Source organism: Flavobacterium soyae, assembly GCF_021245985.1.
GTDB classification, from domain to species: Bacteria; Bacteroidota; Bacteroidia; order Flavobacteriales; family Flavobacteriaceae; genus Flavobacterium; species Flavobacterium soyae.
In genome coordinates this window covers 52,320-70,997 of the sequence record NZ_JAJQXA010000007.1, presented here as the reverse complement: position 1 = coordinate 70,997, position 18,678 = coordinate 52,320, and the positions used below count along the sequence as shown (strand labels likewise).

Below are 18,678 nucleotides of genomic sequence, written 5' to 3'. Positions count from 1 at the left end.
AGTCATTAGATTTTGCTCTTTTTAGTTTCAGTAAGTTAAATACCCTGCTGACGCAAGCTTCCCACTCATGAACGTAATCAAAGTCAATAAACAAAAAGCCGCTTCATAACAAAAGCTGCTTTTTAATTTATATTAATCCTGTTTTATAAAATCCAATTCCTCATCATAATTCGCAATACTTACCAAAGCATTATAAATATACTTACTCACCAAAGCACCACCTTCAAAATTAATTAAATCAATATCATCTTCAGGAGTATGATATTGCGGATGTCCGCCTGTGTGGAAACCTACTGCAGAAATCGAAGCTTTGTAAAAAGAAACATGATCAGATCCGCCAACATCGCCGGCGAATACAACTGGGTTTAGTCCGCTGTTTTGGCCTAGTTTTTTCATTAGGTCGACTCCGTTTGGAAAAGTTCCTGCTCCGCCCATATAGATTTGTCTTTCGGTATTTAATCTTCCTACCATATCCATATTCAGCATTACTTTTACGGCTTCTTTTTTGATCGGTAAATGATTTATGAAATATTTTGAACCCAATAAACCTTCCTCTTCTCCGCTGAAAGAAATGAAAATAATACTCCTTTTAGGTTTGATTTTCAACTTCGAAACTTCTTCCAAAATACATAACAAAGCCGAAACTCCAGATGCATTATCATCTGCTCCGTTATGAATGGCAATGGTATCTTTCTTTTTGCTTCCGGAACCGCTTCCGCCCCAGCCCCAATGATCATAATGCGCGCCAATAACGATAAATTCATTTTTGAGTTTTTCGTCAGATCCTTCAATATATCCTAAAACATTTTGGGTCGAAACACTGTCTGATTTTGCTTTGTTGATTCCTTCTTTTACAAATACTTTAAAAGGCTGATAATAGTTGTTATTAAATTCCTTTAAACCATACTTTTTAAAATATTTTTTAATGTATAAAGCTGCGTCGTTATTTCCTTTTGTTCCAACGAAACGACCTTCTAATTTATCTGAAGAAAGATATTTATCATGTTTATAAAATGTCTGTGCTAAGTAGCTTTTTTGAGCATTTACAATACAACTAAAAAGTAACAAACCGTAAACAAAGTTGACCTTTTGCAAAAATTTCATAATTATAATTGTCTAAAAATTGGCACACGGATGAGACGGATTCGCTTCGCGAAGACACGGATGGACACAGATTTATTTTTAAAATCTATAAATAAAAATCCGTTTTAATCAGCCTTTTCGCGAAGCGAATCCGTGTCATCCGTGTGCCATAAATTTTATTTAAGTTCAAAAATTTTATCCATTAAAACCCATTTTTCTCCAGATTTGGCTTGTGGTAAGGCTTTTTGGAATTTCCACATTAGCGTTTCCCATTCCTGTACTTTCGGATTTTCGGCGTCTAATTTTGCTTTTTCTTCGAATGAGAAATCATCATTGGCCTCTATAATCATAAACAAACGATCGCCAACATTGTAAATCTCTAAATTGATAATTCCAGAATCTTTGATACTTTTCTGAATTTCAGGCCAAACATTTTTATGGTAATCGATATATTCCGCAATTAAATCTGGGTGGTTATTTAAGTCTAAAGCGAGACAGTGTTTTTGCATAGTTCTGTTTTTAAATTTTATTTCAAATCAAATGTTGTATGCTTGATAAACTTTCGATTATAAGTATACAAAATATGAATCTTTTTATCTGAAGTCTGAATAATGGCCGGATAACTGAATTCCCCTTCCGGCTGGTTTTCTAAATCAAATAATTTGTTCCAGTTTATGCCATCTTTAGAATATTCTACATCTAAAACATTTCTACCGTTAAACCAGTCTTTTCCCATCTTTAGTGGATTATTCACCAATAAAAAAGATTTATTAGACAAAGTTACGGCATCAACTCCGGAATTTGAGTTTACAACATTAATGCTGTCTGTTTTCTGCCATGTTTTTCCGTTATCTTCAGACCATGATGAAATTAATTTATTATGTCGGCTTCGGGATAAAATTTGAATTTCTTTATCAGAGTGAACTAAAAAAGTCGGCTGTATAATATCAAAGTTTTTCTTGTCATTAATATTCGTAATCGTCCAGCTGTCTGTCGCTTCTGCATAAGTTTCAATAAAAACACGCCATTTATTATCGTCAATACTTTCGGTGCTGCTTCCGCATAAAATAATTCCGGGAGTTGTTTCAATTGGTTTATTCCGAATTGGTCCTAAAATTCCTTTTGGAAGATATTTTGGATTACTCCACGTTTTTCCGTCATCTTTTGAAACAATCATGGCACCAAACCATTCTCTCGGATTTTTCCCTATTTTATAAAATAAGTATAAATTTTGACTTTTACTTTTAAACAAAACCGGATTCCAGCAAGGCAGCGTGTCGCCATCTTTAATTAATGGTTCGATAAGTTTTTTAGGTGCCGACCATTTTTGTTCTTTGTAAGATGAAATATAAATACTGACATCTTTTGCGCCTTCGTATTTTCCACCAAACCAGGCTGCTAAAAGTGTGTTAGGCTCTAATTCAACTAATGTTGAAGCGTGACTAGCTGTTGTAACCGGATTTGCTGCTATATAATTTTGAATAATGTTAACTGCTTTGGGTTCGTTTTTAATTGATTTACAAGCAAAAAAAACAGAAACTAATAAAACTATTGACCCATATTTTTTTAAATTCATAATCTAACTTTTATATAAAACAAAAGGAGAGTTTCCTCTCCTTTTGTCATTTTAAGTAAAGATTGTGTGTCTCTTTACTCAACCAAATAATTATTTTGTATCCCACCAAAGTTTAGTTCCTCCAGAATCAGGACCACCAAGTTTCGAAATTCCATCTTCAACAGCTTCTCTGTTTGAAGAGTATTCGTTTGTAACATAAATGATACGTTTCATTAAGCTTTTTCCAACTCCAGGGTCATTATTGTCGGTATTAAGCGGCGGATAAATAACTTTTGCATCACTTCTGCGTAAATCAGCCCAAGATTCCCAAGATTCAGGGAAAATTGCTAAATATTTCTGAACTGCAATTTGTGTACGCTGATTCGCTTCTGTTGAAGACCAAGCCACAGGTAATTTAACCGGGATATCTAATAAATCTAAATTTGGATAAACTGTAAGAACGTTTGGTAAAGTTGGTAAAGTCGACCCTGCAATGTAAGCGTTAATTGCTGTATTGTCAACAATTCCCCATTGCTGTAAAGACAATCTAATACCAGTTTCGTATAAACTTTGTGCTGTTCCGCCCATATTCCATCCATTTAAAGCTCCTTCAGCTCTGCTCAAATAATTTTCAGAAGCCATGAAGATTTCAATATTTTTAGATTCACTAAGATTTCCTGCAGATCCGTTACCCAAAACATCATTATTGAAAGCTGAAAATTTAGTTGTTCCAAATTGATCTTGCAAACCTCCAATAGGCTGACCTCTGTAAACTCCTGTATCGATTGGAGCAAACCATTTTGATAAACGCGGGTCATTATATCCAACCAAAATACTTTCCATAGAAGCGGTCATCACATAACCCCAGCTGTTTACAATCATATTTAAATTGTTTGGAGTAATGTTGCTCGCTTTGAAATAAGCACTTTGAGCGTTTGTCTGCATTACACCTGCAGCTACAGCTGCTTCTGCTTCTGTTTTTGCTTTTGCAGGTTCTTTATCAGAAATTCTCAAAGCTAAACGAAGTCTTAAACTGTTACCAAAAACTCTCCAATTGGCTACACTTCCTGCATACACTCTGTCGCTTGACTGAAGTGAAGCCACAGTTGTTGCAGAAGTAGAAGATAATGTCGCATTTGCTTCGTTCAATAATTTGAAAAAGTCTGTGTAGATAAATTCTACACTGTCATAAGCTACTTTCTCTTTTCCGTTTCCTGCTTCAGTATAAGGAATTGGCCCGTAAGCATCAACCATTTGATTGTACATGAAAACTTTCCAGATTTTAAGAACTGCCAAAGCTTCAGCGTTTCCTTCAGATGCTTTAATAGCATTGTTTAAAGCCGGAACTGCAACGGTGTAAAATCTTAACCATCCACGGCCTTCGTAACCGTTTACGAATGCATTTCTCTCTGTACCATATCTACAATCTAAGTATTGAACAAAAGTAGAAGATAAAATACCTGTAGCAATACCCCATGTTCCCTGATCATCAACACCAGGCGATGAGTAAGAACCGTTATGAATACCCGCATAAAGCGCCGATGCAAATGAAGGCCCCGCTAACGTAGCATCTAACTGATCTTCAGTTAATGAATTAGGATCTTTGTTTATTTCATCAAAGTCGCCGGTACAGCTTGATAAAATCGAAACTGCCATTAATGCAACTCCTAACGTTTTTATTTTAAAACTATATTTCATGATATCTCTTTATTTAATTAAAATCCAAATTTAACATTAACTCCATAATCTCTCGTTGAAGGAATGTTGAAAGATTCTATACCTTGCAGGTTTCCTGTTCCTGCTCCTGCCTCTGGATCAAAATATTTAGCTTTGTTCACGAAGAAGAATAAATTTCTTCCTACCAATGAAAAATCAATACTTGTAAATCCTGAATCACCTAATAAACGTTTTGGTAAAGCATAACCCAAAACAAGCTCTCTTAATCTAATGTTTGTTGCATCATAAATAAATGGCTCTGCAATAGGAGTTCTTTGTCCAATAGCTGTCCAGTATTGCTCTGCAGTAATACTTGTAGTATTTGGAGAATAAGTTCCGTTTCCGTTAGAAACAACACCATCAACAACAATTCCACCGCTTCTTCCTGCTAAAGTAATATCGCTAACCCCTAAACCAGCTTGTCTGGCCTGAGTGTATGAAATAACCTCGCCGCCAATTCTAAAATCAACTAAGAAGCTTAAAGAGAAATCTTTGTATTTAAAGTTATTTTTAATACCTCCTGTCCAGTCCGGGTTAAAGTTACCGGCGCGAACATCAAAACCGTTTGTTGCTAATGGAATACCTGCACTATTTACAATAATATTTCCGTTTGGATCTCTTTGAAAACCTTTAATATATAAATCTCCGTATTCGCCGCCTACAACAACTTTACTTCTTACTAAACGCCCTTCTCCCAGAACTAACTCTTCTCTTCCATCTGCAATAGATTTAATTTTTGATTTATAAGAAGCATAGTTTGCAGTAACATCCCAAGTAAAGTTCTCTGTTTGGATAGGAGTTGCAGTAAGGGTAAGCTCGATACCTTTATTACCAATATCCCCACCATTTACGATTGCTCTTGAATACCCAGAAGACTCAGGAGTATTGATGTAGAAAATTTGATTATTCGTTAATGAATTGAAATAAGTAAAATCTAAACCTAAACGATTATTGAAGAATCTAACATCAGCACCAAACTCTGTAGAAGAAGATAACTCTGGTTTTAAGTTTGGATTAGCTTTTGTACTTTGTCCGTATAACATACCGCCATTTCCTCCAATATAAGAGAATCTTTGCTGTGTTTGGTAAGGATCAGTATCATTACCTACTTTTGCGTATGAAGCTCTTACTTTTGCAAAACTAATTACTTCAGGTAATTTGACCATGTCAGAGATAACAGCTGAAAGACCTGCAGAAGGGTAAAAATAATCATTTGGTAAAGTAGAAGACCAGTCATTTCTTGCTGTTAAATCCAGGAATAAATAGTTTCTGAAACCAATTTGACCAAACCCGTAAACTGAGTTAATTCTTTTTTCTGAAGCTGTAGAAGTAGATGTAACTGTTGAAACATTACCTAGAGCAAAATAGTTTCTTTTACTTAAAACTCCTCCAGAAGTTAAAGCTGAACTGTTTTGCTGCAATGAACTGGCACCAGCATTAAGTCCAACAGAAAAATCTCCAAATTTTTCATTGTAAGAAAGTAAAGCATCAATATTCAATTCACTTACAGTTTCATAAGATTCGCTGTATGAACCTAAGTTATTATTGAATGCAACAGTTGCATATCTGTTTCTTTCGTTTTTGTTTGTCATTTGGTCTAAACCAGCTCTACCCTGTAAACTTAACGTTTTTGTAAATTCGTATTTAAGAGATGCTAAACCAATAAATCTGTTTCTTTTATCTGTACGAGCGTCATCACGTAATGCAGACCAGAATGGGTTTCCTCCTGGAGATCCAGTTTCGTCAACAAAATAATTTAATTGTCTTTGTCCTGCACCATCAAAATATTCGAAATTTTTATAATCGTTATAAGCGATACTACGAGGTAATAAATAAGCAGATGTTCCGATAGATTCTTCACCTGTTCTCAATAAATTATCAATATCCTGAAAGATGTAGTTAGTTTTTACATCCAATGATAATTTATCAGAGATTTTGCTGGTCAATCTTAAGTTAAGATTGTGTCTGTCTAATTTGTTTCCGCCAACGATACCTTCAGCACGGGTGTTAGTATAAGAGAAATACCCCTGAGCTTTTTCGTTACCTGTTACAACAGTTAAAGTATTAGCTAAATTGTAACCCGTTTTGTAAAAATCAATAACGTTGTTAGGCTGTGGAGAATAACTTTGTGTAGCCGGCCCTGTATAATTTGGGTTACGAACTAACTGCCAGTTTGAAACCTGGCTTCCGTCTAATCTTCCTCCCCAGCTTGATGTAGAAGTTGGATTGTAAACTCCATTTGTTCCCTGACCATACTCATTTTGCAGGTTCATCAAATTATAAGCAGATGAAGCCATGAAGTTAGACGATACCGAAACAGATGTTTTTCCTGCTTTTCCAGATTTTGTAGTAATTACGATAACACCATTACTCGCTCTTGATCCGTAAAGAGCTGCTGCCGAAGGTCCTTTCAAAACTGTCATCGAAGCAATATCCTCCGGGTTGATGTTTGAAATACCATCTGGCTGTGTAGTTCCTCCTGTATCAATATCAGGGTTAGTTGTCGTTGTACCGTTACTAATAGGCACACCATCTACTACATATAATGGCTGGTTATTTCCGTTAAGAGATCTGTTACCTCTTAATGTAATTCTTGAAGAAGAACCAACACCATTTGAAGTCGTAGAGTAGTTAAGACCTGCCACCTTACCAGAAAGTGAATTAGCAACGTTTAATGATCTTGCCTCTGAAAGTTCATCTACAGAAACATTTTGAGCTGAGTAAGTAATTGCTTTTTTCTCTCTTTTAATACCAAGAGCAGTTACTACTACCTCACCTAATTGTTGTGTAGCAGCACCTAAAGTGGCATTAATAGTAGTTTGGTTTCCTACGGCTACTTCTTTTGAAGCTGAACCAACATAAGAGAAAACCAAAACTGCAGATTGATTTGGAACAGTAATAGAGTACTTACCATCAAAATCTGATGATGTACTTGTTTTTGTTCCCTTAACCACAACATTTGCTCCAGGGATCGGAATTCCGCTTTGAGCATCTGTTATCGTTCCTTTTACTGTTGTTTGTGCCTCTAGATTTTGAAATCCAAATAAGCATATCACAAACAGTAATTTTAGTACGTTCTTGATCATATTTAGTTGTTTTTTGAGTTAATAACATGTTAAACTTAAGAATACATTTTGTTAACAGGATATAATTTCGACAAATGACAAGTTTGAAAAGGTGTTGGGAATACATTTATCATTTTAGGGTGCGAAAACGTTTTAAATTGTAATCTTAATCCTCCTTATTTTACTGATCTCTAATCGAATTAATCGAATCAATTTATAGTTTTTTTAACAGCATTCTTTTTTAATTATCTTAAACGTTAAACATATTATTCATTTTACAGATTTTAGTTCAAAACTTTGAAATTCGTTTTTAATAAATCTGTAGAATTTCCTCCAACCATTACTTCAAAATCTCCTGGTTCAACAACTCGCTTCATTTCTCTGTTCCAAAGAGATAATTCATCAGGTGTAAGTATAAATTCAACGTTTTTCGTTTCACCTTTTTTAACATTTAGTCTTTTGAATCCTTTTAAGGTTTTTTCTGGAGTTGTAGTACTGCTGTAAACATCTTTAATATATAATTGTACAACTTCATCTCCGTCCCTGCTTCCAACGTTTTTAACGTCAACTGAAACTTTCAATTCTCCGTCAGTTTTAATTTCAGTAGTATTGATTTTAAGATTTGAGTATTCAAATTTCGTATAACTTAATCCATAGCCAAAAGTGTATAATGGATGTTCACTCTCTGCCACGTATCTGTGAATCGCAGATCGTTTTTGGTTGTAATATATAGGTAACTGCCCAACAGATTTGGGAACTGTTATAGGAAGTCTTCCTCCTGGATTGTAATCTCCAAATAAAACATCAGCAACCGCTCTTCCTCCTAATTCTCCCGGAAACCAGCCTTCAACCACTGCCGGAATATTTTCAGCAATCCAGTTTGTCGAAAGCGGACGACCGTTTAACAATACGCAAACCACAGGAGTTCCTGTTTTTTGAATTTCTTCAATCAATTCCTGCTGCATTCCATATAAGTCTAAAGAAGCAACATCTCTGTTTTCTTCAACCAATTCGTTTGATTCTCCTAAAACTACAATTACAACATCTGCTTTTTTAGCAGCATCAATTGCAGGCTGTAAGTTTACTTTTTCTAAATTCCAGCGTAAGTGGGCTCTGGCTCCCCAGCCTCCTTCCCACATTTCAATGCGGACTTTGTATTTTTTTCCTGCTTCTATATTTTTTGGAGTTGTAACCATGCTTGTCGCACCTTTTGTCCAGTTGTCGATTACCAATTGATCGTCAATCCACATTCTGATTCCGTCATCAGAACTTAAACCTAACCAGCCGTCAAATGCTTTATCTGATTTTATGTAACCCGTCCATCTAATTGAGAAATCATCATCTGTAACACCATCACCAGGAGACCAGGGCCAGTCAAACTCTAATTGGCTGTCAATACGTGTCAATGCCGGAGTTCCTTCAACATTTCTGTTATTGAAATATTCCCCTTTTAATCCGTTTTGAGATTCATCTGGAGTAAATAAATATTTCGACGGAATAATCTGTCCTTTTACAATCAAAGGCACACCTTCTTCATAAAGTACATTTGCGTTTTTTCCCACAATTTGCTGTACTCCTTCTAAAACAGTTGTTCCAACTTTGTTCTTAACCGCATATCCTCCTAGTCTTGAAGCATTTGCATTTGGCCCGATAACAGCAACTGTTTTAATGTCTTTATTTAAAGGTAATAAATTATTCTCATTTTTTAACAAAATGATAGATTTATGTGCAGCTTCTAAGGCCACATCCTGATTTTCTTTAGTATGAAAACGTTCTTTAATGAGGTTTTTATCTGTATATGGATTTTCAAATAATCCTAATAAGAATTTCAATCTTAAAACTCCTCCGGCAGCGCGGTCAATCTGTGCCATTGTCAATTTCTTTTCGTTTACCAATTCTATAATGGTGTTTTGCCAAAATTCATTTGTAAAGTCATAAAACTGCATATCAACTCCCGCCGCAATCGCTTCTTTTATACTTTCTTTTGGAGAACTTGTTACATAATGTGTCGTCTGCAAATATTTAATAGCTCCTAAATCTGAAACTACAATTCCTTTAAAACCCCATTCGTTTCTCAAAACATCTGTTAACAGCCAATGATTTTCGGCACAAGGAATTCCGTCTAATTCAGAATACGCGCACATAGTTCCCAATGCTCCGCCTTTTCTAAATGCTTTTTCAAACGAAGGAAGATGGTCTTCTCTGGCCGAACGTTCTCCTACCAAGATTGGAGAAGAATTTCCTCCTGCCTGCGGAATACCGTGAACAGCAAAATGCTTAGGTTCTGCAATAATCGAACGATCTGATTTTAAATCATCACCCTGCATTCCTTTGATCATCGCCAGACCAATTTCGCTGTTTAAATAAGCATCTTCACCAAAAGTTTCAGCAACACGTCCCCAGCGTGGTTCACGACCAAGGTCTAAGTTTGGGCCAAGACCAAAATGAACTCCGTGTGCTCTTGCTTCCATAGCAATTACTTTTCCCACTTTGTCCATTACGTTAACATCCCAGGTTGCTCCAAGACCAATATTCATTGGGAAAGCAGTACTTCCGTCATCTAAATAACCATGAAGCATCTCGCACATAATCAGCGCAGGAATTCCCCATTTATTCTTTTTAATTACTTCGCTTTGAAGGTCATTAATCATTTTTGCCGAACGCGGATAAATGTCATGAATCGCTCCAATTCCCAAATTTCCAATTTTAGCATCTGATTTTGATTTAGAGAAATCTTCCTTTTCTTTAAAAAATTCACCTTTGTACATATCCATCTGGCGTACTTTTTCTTCAAGCGACATACGGCTTAACAAGTCTTTTACCCTATCTTCTACTGGTAGTTTTGCGTCTTGATACGGGTATTTTTTCTGTGCATAGGTTTGGTTAAAAAAACCTACAGCCATTACAAAAATAATGGCTGTTTTTTTGATTTTTAGCTGTAACATAGTTGTGCGGTTTTAATTTTGAATCACTTTCAGTGTTCCTCCATTCACAAAATCATCGTGTGAAATAAAATAACTGTTCAGTGGCTTTCCGTTTAATTCCATTGCTTTGATTTTTCCGTCAGTATTGACTTCTTTTTCAATGACAATATTTTCTTTTTTATAATATCTTGAATCTAATTTGATCGTTACTTTATCGAACATTGGTGTTGTGATCGTATAAATTGGGTCGCCGGGAGATATTGGATAAAACCCCATCATTGAATATACTAACCAAGCCGACATTGTTCCGGTATCATCATTTCCCGGCAGTCCTTTTGGTTTGTTTTGAAAATATTCCTGTACCAGTTTTTTGACCATTTCCTGACTCTTCCATTCCTCTCCTTTTATATAATTGAATAAATAGGGATAAGCAATATCCGGCTCGTTTGCCATATCAAATTGTTTGGTATCAAATACTTTTTGCAATTGATCTGAAAAAGGCTTATCACCGCCCATTAATTTTATCAATCCCCTGATATCATGCGGCACCATAAAAGCATACTGCCAGGCATTGCCTTCAATAAACCCTGCATTTGTCTGAAAATTAGCCCCTGCTTCAGGATCAAAAGGTTCATACCATTTTCCGTTAGCAGTTCTTGGCCGCAGTAATTTTAAATCTTTGTCAAATAATTTTCGATAGGATAATGAACGTTTAGCAAAACGCTTATAATCTTCTTTTTCACCCAAAGCTTTCGCTAAAAGAGAAATCGCATAATCTGAAGTATTATATTCCTGCGTTGTCGAAACAGGTCCTGGATAATTAGTTGATAAATACCCTTTTTCTATATATTCTTTAAGCCCCGGACGCAGCGGATTATTTTCAATCTGGTCTGCACCTTTTAGCATGGCGTAGTATGCTTTGTAGACATCAAAATCCTGAATCCCCTTTAAGCAGGCATCTACAATAACTATACTTGCCGGATCTCCTACCATTGTAAATGTTTCTGTAGAATTTAATTCCCATTTTGGCAGCCAGCCGTTTTCATCATACATTTTCAACATGCTTTTTATCATATCAGACTGCTGCTTAGGATAAACTAAAGATGTTAAAGGATGCATATTTCGGTACGTGTCCCATAATGAAAATACGGTATAACGGGTACCATCGGTTTTACCAATTTTGCTTCTTTTTATCTGCGGATACTCTCCGTTGAAATCATTTAGAGTATTTGGATGAATTAACGTATGATACAAAGCCGTGTAAAAAATCGTTTTATCATCTTCTGAACCGCCTTCAACTAAAATCTTCGAAAGTTCTTCGTTCCATTCGTTATAAGTATCTTTATAAACAGCATCAAACGATTTATTTTCGGTTTCTTTTTCTAAATTTTCTCTGGCATTTTCGATACTTACATATGAAATTCCAATTTTAACTTCAACGGTTTCTTGTTTGTCGAATTTATAGGTAAAATAACTTCCAATACTATCGCCAACTACTGTTTTGATCGTATTTTTCATTATTCTCGCCTTACCGTTATATCCCATCCATTGTGCTTCAACACCGTTGTATTTGGAAGGTTTTTTCCAAACGCCGAATTTTTCAGCAGGTTTCGAAAACTTAGCCACAAAATAAACCGGATATGCATCCTCAGGGCTATTATAACAAAACGAACCAACAGAACGCATTCCTTCAATTTCTGTCGAAGAAACGACTTTGATCATCGAGCCTTCTTCATTTGTTAATCCTAAACCAAGATTTATTAAAATGTTGGACTGCCCTTTCGGGAAAGAAAATCTGCTTACTCCTACTCGTTTTGAAGCTGTAAATTCTCCTTTAACTTTATATTTCTTGAGGTCAACGCTGTAATATCCGGCTTTTGCCACTTCATTAGAATACGTCGATCCATATTTTAAATGATCGATTTCTACATTTCCAGTTGTTGGCATCAATAAAATAACGCCCAACTCCGGACAACCCACACCACTTAAATTAACCTGACTAAATCCGGTTAAAAAGGTGTTTTCATTTACATATGGATTCGAAAGCCACTGACTGTCTTTTTCCATTGGAGTATTTTTAGCCCCGGCAACATTAAACGGACTTATACTTGCCATACCGCGCGGCGCAATCGGCCCCGGAAAAGCGGCTCCAAAGTTGGAAGTTCCAATAAACGGATTCACATAATCTGCCGGTTGTTGTGCAAAATTTGTGATGCTAAAAAACAGCATGTAAAAACTACATGCTGTTTTCGATATTATTTTTGATATTGAAAACATATTTTTATCTGTTAATAGCTTCAATTTTTAAAGTCCAGGCTTCTTTTGCAGGTAAATTATTTCTTAAACTTTCCGGAATTACAACTTTAAATCCTTGTCCTTCTTTTGTCCATTTTAGAGAAGTTTTAGAACCTAACATTGTAATTTTTGTTCCTTTTTTAGGGCTGATAGATTTTACAGTAACTACAGCAGGAATTTTATCTTCTCCGTCTTTTGCTAAATAAAATGCGAATACATTTCCGTCTTTGTTTTGTGTAAAACAAATATTATCTTCTTTAAAAGGCTCAATTGGTTTAGTATCATAAATCGCTGAACTGTTTACTTTCATCCAGTCTGCATAAGCCTGCAATAAATCATAAGCACCTTGCTGCCATTCTCCTTCCGGGCTTGGCGCAACGTTTAATAATAAGTTTCCGCCTTTTGCTACAATATCAACCAGCATATGAATTCCTTGTCTTCCAGTCATGTATTTTGCATCTGGAGTATAAGACCATCCACCTCCAGAAGTAATACAAGATTCCCAAGGATAAGGCAGTGTTTTTGCAGGAACACGACCTTCTGGAGTTAAGTAATTTTGGTTTTTTCCGTGAACCGCTCTGTCAACTACAATTAATCCTGGCTGTTTTTGGCGTGCTTTTACCACCAATTCATCCATTTTAGGATCCTGATCTACAACTCTGTGTTTAATGAAACCGTTTTTAGATTCGTTTTCAGCAAATTTCTCGTCGTAGTTTTCTTTTAAGTTTTGCTGATCTCTTTTTCTAACCCATCCCCCATCAAGCCATAAAATATCTACTTTACCATAATTTGAAAGAATTTCTAAAATTTGGTTGTGTGTAAAATCAACATATTTCTGCCATTTTTCAGGATATAACGACGGATCGTAGTTTACGTTTCTGTCGAAAGGAGGAAAATACGGATCCCAGTAATTTTCGTTATGCCAGTCTGGTTTAGAGAAATACGCTCCGGTTGAAATATTTTCGTTTCTAAAAGCAGTAAAAACTTCTTTTAAAATATCTGCTTTTGGATTAGTACTGAAAGGACAAGCTGCATCTGTTACTTTATAATCAGAATATTTAGTGTCATACATATTAAATCCGTCATGGTGTTTGGTGGTAAAAACCATGTATTTCATTCCCGCTGCTTTTGCTGCTTTTGCCCATTTTGCCGGATCAAATTTCGTTGGATTAAAAGTCTTTTTCAAGCCTTCATAATCTTGTACATATTGGTTATAATTGGCCGGATTACTTCCTTTTTTACGTTCGCACCATCCATAATCTTCCGGGCATATTGACCATGATTCAACAATTCCCCATTGGCTGTACGTTCCCCAGTGCATTAATAATCCAAATTTTTTGCCCTGCCAAACTTCTAAATTTTTCAATACTGCAGGATCTGTTTCCGGTACGTATCTTTCATCTTCATAAATCGCCTGAGCGAATATTTGAGCTGAAAATAAAAGGGCGATTATGAATATTCCTCTTTTCATCTTTAATCTGTTTATTAGGTTTATTATTTTTTGTTTTCTTGTTTAATAGGTAATCTCAATTTAATTTTTCAAGTATCGGTTGATCTGCAAAAATTAATTCTGTTTTGTTACTTTCATTAAGTTGCTCTAGTACAACAAACTTATTCTCGCCCGCTTTCAACCAACAGCCCGGTACATAAAGCGTTTGTTGCGGTCCTACTTTCCAGTAGCGTCCAAGATTGTGGCCATTAACAAATACAATTCCCTTTCCCCAAGCAGACATATCAAGAAAAGTATCGGCTGGTTTATCTATTTTTACTGTAGATTCATATAAAACTGGTCTTCCAGCTTTTACCGTTTCATTTTTAAGAACTGGCACTTCATTCATTGGCATTTTATACATTTCCCATCCACCGCTAATTTCATATTCATTAATGTAAACTGGAGAAATAATTCCTTTAGTATTATGTACTATTTCGGCTCCGTAATTAATACGCCCCATATTTTCAACTAGAATTTCTAAAATACCGTTAAACGGAATAGAAACGGTCAACTCGTAATTTTTGAAAACTCTATTCAATTCACCCACCTTAACTCCATTTACATAAACTGCAGCAAAGTCTCTCAATCCCTCTATTTTTAATTTGCCTGAAATTGGCTGCGTAAATCGTTTACGATATAAAACATATCCATTTCCCTGACCTAACTTTTCAAATGTTAAGGGCTGGTCATTTACAACAGCTTTTTCTTTTTTGATCCAACTTAAAACATCCATACTGGATTTGATAAGCTGATTAGGATATTTTGTAACTGGTATTTTCTCTGGAATCGGTGCTAATTTTGTTTTAGAATACTTTTGCATTACTTCACGTATAGCCATGAATTTTGGTGTTGCCCAACCTGCTTCGCTAATAGGCGCATCATAATCATAACTTGTAATATCCGGCTGAATATCACTTTCTTCATTATAATTTGCTCCAGAAGTAAATCCGAAATTAGTACCGCCGTGCACCATATAATAATTAAAAGAAACACCTGCATCAAGATACTTTTTAGTTTGACTTGCAATCTCTTCAGATCCAATTTTAATAAATGGTTCTGCCCAATGATCCAGCCATCCAGAATAAAACTCTGCAACCATGTAAGGCCCTTGCCCTTTGTGGTATTTATCAACCTGTTTTTTTAAATTATCTATATTTGTTTCCCCATTTGCAGTTGGCAACACGCCTTCAACAGCACCGCCTTCAAACAGCCAAGTACCGTCAGAAGTAAAAAAAGGCTCTGGAAACCCAGTTTCTTTAAGCATATTGTAAATTGCAGTTTTGTATGCTTTATGATCCTCAGCACTAATATCGGTTCTTTGAGAAACATAAGAACCAAATTCATTTTCTGCCTGAACCATAATAATTGGCCCTCCTTGATTAGCAAAATTTCCTTTTACTACTGCATACAAATTTTCCAGATACTTTTTGCAAGCTTCTAAAAATGCTTTGTTATTGGTACGAATTACTAAATCTGGATTGTTTTGCAGCCACCAAGGATATCCTCCAAATTCCCATTCACCACAAGCATACGGGCCTGGTCTAAGAATTACATATAATCCTTCACTTTTAGCAATACGTAAAAACTCTGCCAAATCTCTATTTTCCGTTTTAAAATCCCATACACCTGGCTCAATTTCATGATAATTCCAAAACACATAAGTTGCTACGGTGTTCAATCCCATAGCTTTAAGCATTTGCAGCCTATGTCTCCAATACTCTTTAGGAATACGTTCATAGTGCATTTCTCCCGAATGTATTTTTATAATTTTCCCATCTTTTTGAAATTCTCCATTAGATATAGAAAATCCTTTGGTTTGCGCCGTATTAAAAAACGGCATCAAGCAAATCAATAATATCCCGAGCTTAAATAATATCTTATTCATTTTTTTTCAGATTATACATTTATAAACTTAAAAAACTGCAATCTTAAAGTAGTAAACAACCTTGATAATCAAATACTACAGAGAGTTATTCTTTAATAATTTTACTTTATCGAAGTGACAAACTTTGACAAAGCTGTCACAAGCATTTCGCATTAAGCTATGTGTTGGAAACTAGTTTCTTTCTAAACTTTTTTACCAAGTTTAAAAAAAAATCTATGTATCTATGTGTTTAAAAATATTTAATTCACCAAAATTTCATCCACAAACAACCAAGAGCTTTCTCCTTTCGGGCTTTTCTTCAGGTTACCGCCAATTACTTTTACAAAACGTGCATTTTGCTTTTGGAAATTGATTTTGAAATCTTTCAATTCCGGAACTGGATTTACTGCATACGCACGTGTTATTTTCCCAACTTGCGTATATTTAATTCCATCAGTAGAAATCAATACTTTCAATTGAATCGGGAAATTAACTCCAGCACCTTGACTTTCTAAAGCTCCAACTGTAACTTGTTCAATGCTTTCTGTTTTTTCAAGATCAATTACCAATTCCATATCATTAACCAGCCAAGCCTGCCATTGCCCGTCATGGAAATTTTTGCTTCCTCTAATACTGTTTACCATAGTATTGGCATCCCCTTTATAATTATCATTAAAAGGCGTTAAGTATTTCACTTTTTTCGCAAATCCCTTATGGAAAACTATAGTATCTGTAAATGTTTTTCCAACTGGTTTTTCGTCTTGAAACAAAGAAGCTTTTAAAACTGTAGTTTCTTTAATTTCAATTGGAGTAGTATATTTTATAGCATGATAATCAATGCTTTGGTTTCCAAAAACATAGCGGATATCTGGATTAGGGAATTCATTTTTCAACTCGACTTTAATTTGTTTATTAGCCAAATCAGCCGTTGAAGAAGCGGTAACCAAATAAGCACTCTTCGCATAATTTAAACCCTGATAATCGTAACGTTTGAACATTGAGAATAATCTTGATGTAAAATCATTCCAATTGCGTTTTTCTTTCGGACTCCATAATGTTTCTGATAAAGCTGCCAATCTTGGAAAAATCATATACTCAGAATCTTTTGGCAATGCTAAATGTTCTGCCCATAAATTAGCCTGTCCGCCCAATACGTGTGCAGCTTCCTGAGGCGTCATTGTTGAAACTACAGGATCAAATTTGTACACTTCGCTTAACGGATTATAAGCATCAAAAGCTAAAGGTTCTTCGTTTTGAGGACCTTGGTAAAAATTGAAATAACAAGGAGTTTCAGGTGTCATAATTACGTCATGACCTTGATCTGCTGCTTCAATTCCGCCTTTCATTCCTCTCCAGCTCATCACAGTTGCATCTGGAGCTAAACCACCTTCTAAAATTTCATCCCAACCGATAACTTTTTTACCTTTTGAGTTGATGTATTTTTCCATGCGTTTTACAAAATAACTTTGTAATTCTTCTACGCTTTTTAAATGTTCATCTTTAATTCTTTTCTGGCAATTCGGACATTTTGCCCAATTGGTTTTCGTAGCTTCGTCGCCGCCAATATGAATGTATTTTGAAGGAAAAATTGTGATTACTTCATCAATTACATTTTGTAAAAACTCAAATGTAGATTCTTTTCCAGCACAATAAATATCTGTAATTGGCCATAATCCACCAGAAGGAACTCCAATTCTCTGATTGAAACAAGCCAATTCTGGATAAGCTGCAATTGCAGAACTTACGTGAGCCGGCATTTCGATTTCTGGAATAATTTCGATTCCTTTTGTAGCTGCGTATTTTACAATTTCTTTTAATTCTTCTTGTGTAAAAAATCCACCGTAAGTTCCTTTTTCGTCAGGATTTGTAGTCAATCTGGCGTTCCAGCTTGTATTTTCCTGATCTACTCTCCAAGCGCCGACTTCTGTTAGTTTTGGATATTTTTTTATTTCAATTCTCCAGCCTTGATCATCAACTAAATGCAAATGCAAAACGTTCATTTTGTGCATTGCCAAACGATCAATTGTAGCCAGAATATAATTCTTATCAAAGAAATGACGTGATAAATCCAGCATTAAACCTCTCCACTTAAAACGCGGTTCATCATTAATCGTTAAACTTGGAATCTGCCATTTTGCAGAAGTGATTGCATATTTACTTTCAATAGCTTCAGGAAGTAATTGTCTAACACTTTCTAAACCATATAAAAAACCAACATTTCCTTTTGCAGAAATAACAATACTTGTCGGATTAACATCTAAAACGTAAGCTTCATTTTTTAAGTTCGGATCTACTTTAAACTGAACAAAATTGCTTATTGGAGCTTTTGTTATCGTTTCTGGTTTCCATCCTGCAGCAACTTCAAATTTAGAAGCCAAAGCATTTGCAGCATCTTTTTGGAAATCACCGTTTACTACAAACTTTGTATCTTTTGTAAATTCAAAAACACCTGTTTTAATAAGAGTCTGACTTGGTTTTGGAATGATATGGATATCACTTTCTGTGTAAACTTTCTGCGCACGAGCCGAGAAAATTGAAATGATTAGGGTTAATAGGACTAGTAATTTTTTCATTCTTTGTTTTTTGGTTTTTGTTTGTCATCCTGAGGAACGAAGGATCACACTAGGAATTCCTCAAAGCAACTCGCCAATCTTTGTCGATCTACTTGTGTGATCCTTCGTTCC

10 protein-coding genes are annotated in these 18,678 nt (G+C 35.4%); all 10 read right to left on the bottom strand.

Going from position 1 to position 18,678, the window contains the following annotated elements; translation table 11 throughout:
• Positions 1-132: 132 nt before the first annotated feature.
• The 10 genes from LUU93_RS10745 to LUU93_RS10700 all read right to left on the bottom strand — a co-directional run bounded on the left by LUU93_RS10745 (position 133) and on the right by LUU93_RS10700 (position 18,567).
• Positions 133-1,104, bottom strand: a complete 972-nt coding sequence (locus LUU93_RS10745; protein WP_232681055.1) for a M20/M25/M40 family metallo-hydrolase — start codon at positions 1,102-1,104, stop codon at positions 133-135.
• Positions 1,105-1,259: 155 nt separating this feature from the next.
• Positions 1,260-1,592, bottom strand: coding sequence for an L-rhamnose mutarotase (locus LUU93_RS10740; RefSeq protein ID WP_232681052.1), 333 nt, complete (start codon positions 1,590-1,592; stop codon positions 1,260-1,262).
• 17 nt (positions 1,593-1,609) lie between these two features.
• The gene (locus LUU93_RS10735) at positions 1,610-2,659 is read right to left on the bottom strand and encodes a sialidase family protein (protein WP_232681050.1); all 1,050 of its coding nucleotides are present in this window, start codon (positions 2,657-2,659) and stop codon (positions 1,610-1,612) included.
• 90 nt (positions 2,660-2,749) lie between these two features.
• Positions 2,750-4,336 (bottom strand): SusD/RagB family nutrient-binding outer membrane lipoprotein, encoded by a 1,587-nt coding sequence (locus LUU93_RS10730; RefSeq protein ID WP_232681049.1) that lies wholly within the window; start codon positions 4,334-4,336, stop codon positions 2,750-2,752.
• A 17-nt stretch (positions 4,337-4,353) separates the two neighbouring features.
• Positions 4,354-7,440, bottom strand: coding sequence for a SusC/RagA family TonB-linked outer membrane protein (locus LUU93_RS10725; protein ID WP_232681047.1), 3,087 nt, complete (start codon positions 7,438-7,440; stop codon positions 4,354-4,356).
• A 263-nt stretch (positions 7,441-7,703) separates the two neighbouring features.
• Positions 7,704-10,364 carry a glycoside hydrolase family 3 protein gene (locus LUU93_RS10720; protein WP_232681044.1) on the bottom strand — a complete coding sequence of 887 codons (2,661 nt, stop codon included), beginning with the start codon at positions 10,362-10,364 and terminating at the stop codon, positions 7,704-7,706.
• Between the two features lie 12 nt (positions 10,365-10,376).
• A complete protein-coding gene (locus LUU93_RS10715) occupies positions 10,377-12,620 on the bottom strand; it encodes a GH92 family glycosyl hydrolase (protein WP_232681042.1) in 2,244 nt (747 codons plus the stop codon).
• A 4-nt stretch (positions 12,621-12,624) separates the two neighbouring features.
• The gene (locus LUU93_RS10710) at positions 12,625-14,109 is read right to left on the bottom strand and encodes an alpha-L-fucosidase (protein ID WP_232681041.1); all 1,485 of its coding nucleotides are present in this window, start codon (positions 14,107-14,109) and stop codon (positions 12,625-12,627) included.
• Between the two features lie 55 nt (positions 14,110-14,164).
• Positions 14,165-16,015 carry a beta-galactosidase gene (locus tag LUU93_RS10705; RefSeq protein ID WP_232681039.1) on the bottom strand — a complete coding sequence of 617 codons (1,851 nt, stop codon included), beginning with the start codon at positions 16,013-16,015 and terminating at the stop codon, positions 14,165-14,167.
• A 239-nt stretch (positions 16,016-16,254) separates the two neighbouring features.
• On the bottom strand, positions 16,255-18,567 hold the full coding sequence (locus LUU93_RS10700) for a beta-N-acetylhexosaminidase (RefSeq protein ID WP_232681037.1): 2,313 nt from the start codon (positions 18,565-18,567) through the stop codon (positions 16,255-16,257).
• Positions 18,568-18,678: the final 111 nt, after the last annotated feature.

What these genes read in the sequence shown, in the direction of transcription:
- LUU93_RS10720 (WP_232681044.1), bottom strand. Translation starts at nt 10,364, where the DNA reads ATGTTACAGCTAAAAATCAAAAAAACAGCCATTATTTTTGTAATGGCT.
- LUU93_RS10705 (WP_232681039.1), bottom strand. Translation starts at nt 16,015, where the DNA reads ATGAATAAGATATTATTTAAGCTCGGGATATTATTGATTTGCTTGATG.
- LUU93_RS10740 (WP_232681052.1), bottom strand. Translation starts at nt 1,592, where the DNA reads ATGCAAAAACACTGTCTCGCTTTAGACTTAAATAACCACCCAGATTTA.
- LUU93_RS10730 (WP_232681049.1), bottom strand. Translation starts at nt 4,336, where the DNA reads ATGAAATATAGTTTTAAAATAAAAACGTTAGGAGTTGCATTAATGGCA.
- LUU93_RS10715 (WP_232681042.1), bottom strand. Translation starts at nt 12,620, where the DNA reads ATGTTTTCAATATCAAAAATAATATCGAAAACAGCATGTAGTTTTTAC.
- LUU93_RS10700 (WP_232681037.1), bottom strand. Translation starts at nt 18,567, where the DNA reads ATGAAAAAATTACTAGTCCTATTAACCCTAATCATTTCAATTTTCTCG.
- LUU93_RS10735 (WP_232681050.1), bottom strand. Translation starts at nt 2,659, where the DNA reads ATGAATTTAAAAAAATATGGGTCAATAGTTTTATTAGTTTCTGTTTTT.
- LUU93_RS10710 (WP_232681041.1), bottom strand. Translation starts at nt 14,109, where the DNA reads ATGAAAAGAGGAATATTCATAATCGCCCTTTTATTTTCAGCTCAAATA.
- LUU93_RS10725 (WP_232681047.1), bottom strand. Translation starts at nt 7,440, where the DNA reads ATGATCAAGAACGTACTAAAATTACTGTTTGTGATATGCTTATTTGGA.
- LUU93_RS10745 (WP_232681055.1), bottom strand. Translation starts at nt 1,104, where the DNA reads ATGAAATTTTTGCAAAAGGTCAACTTTGTTTACGGTTTGTTACTTTTT.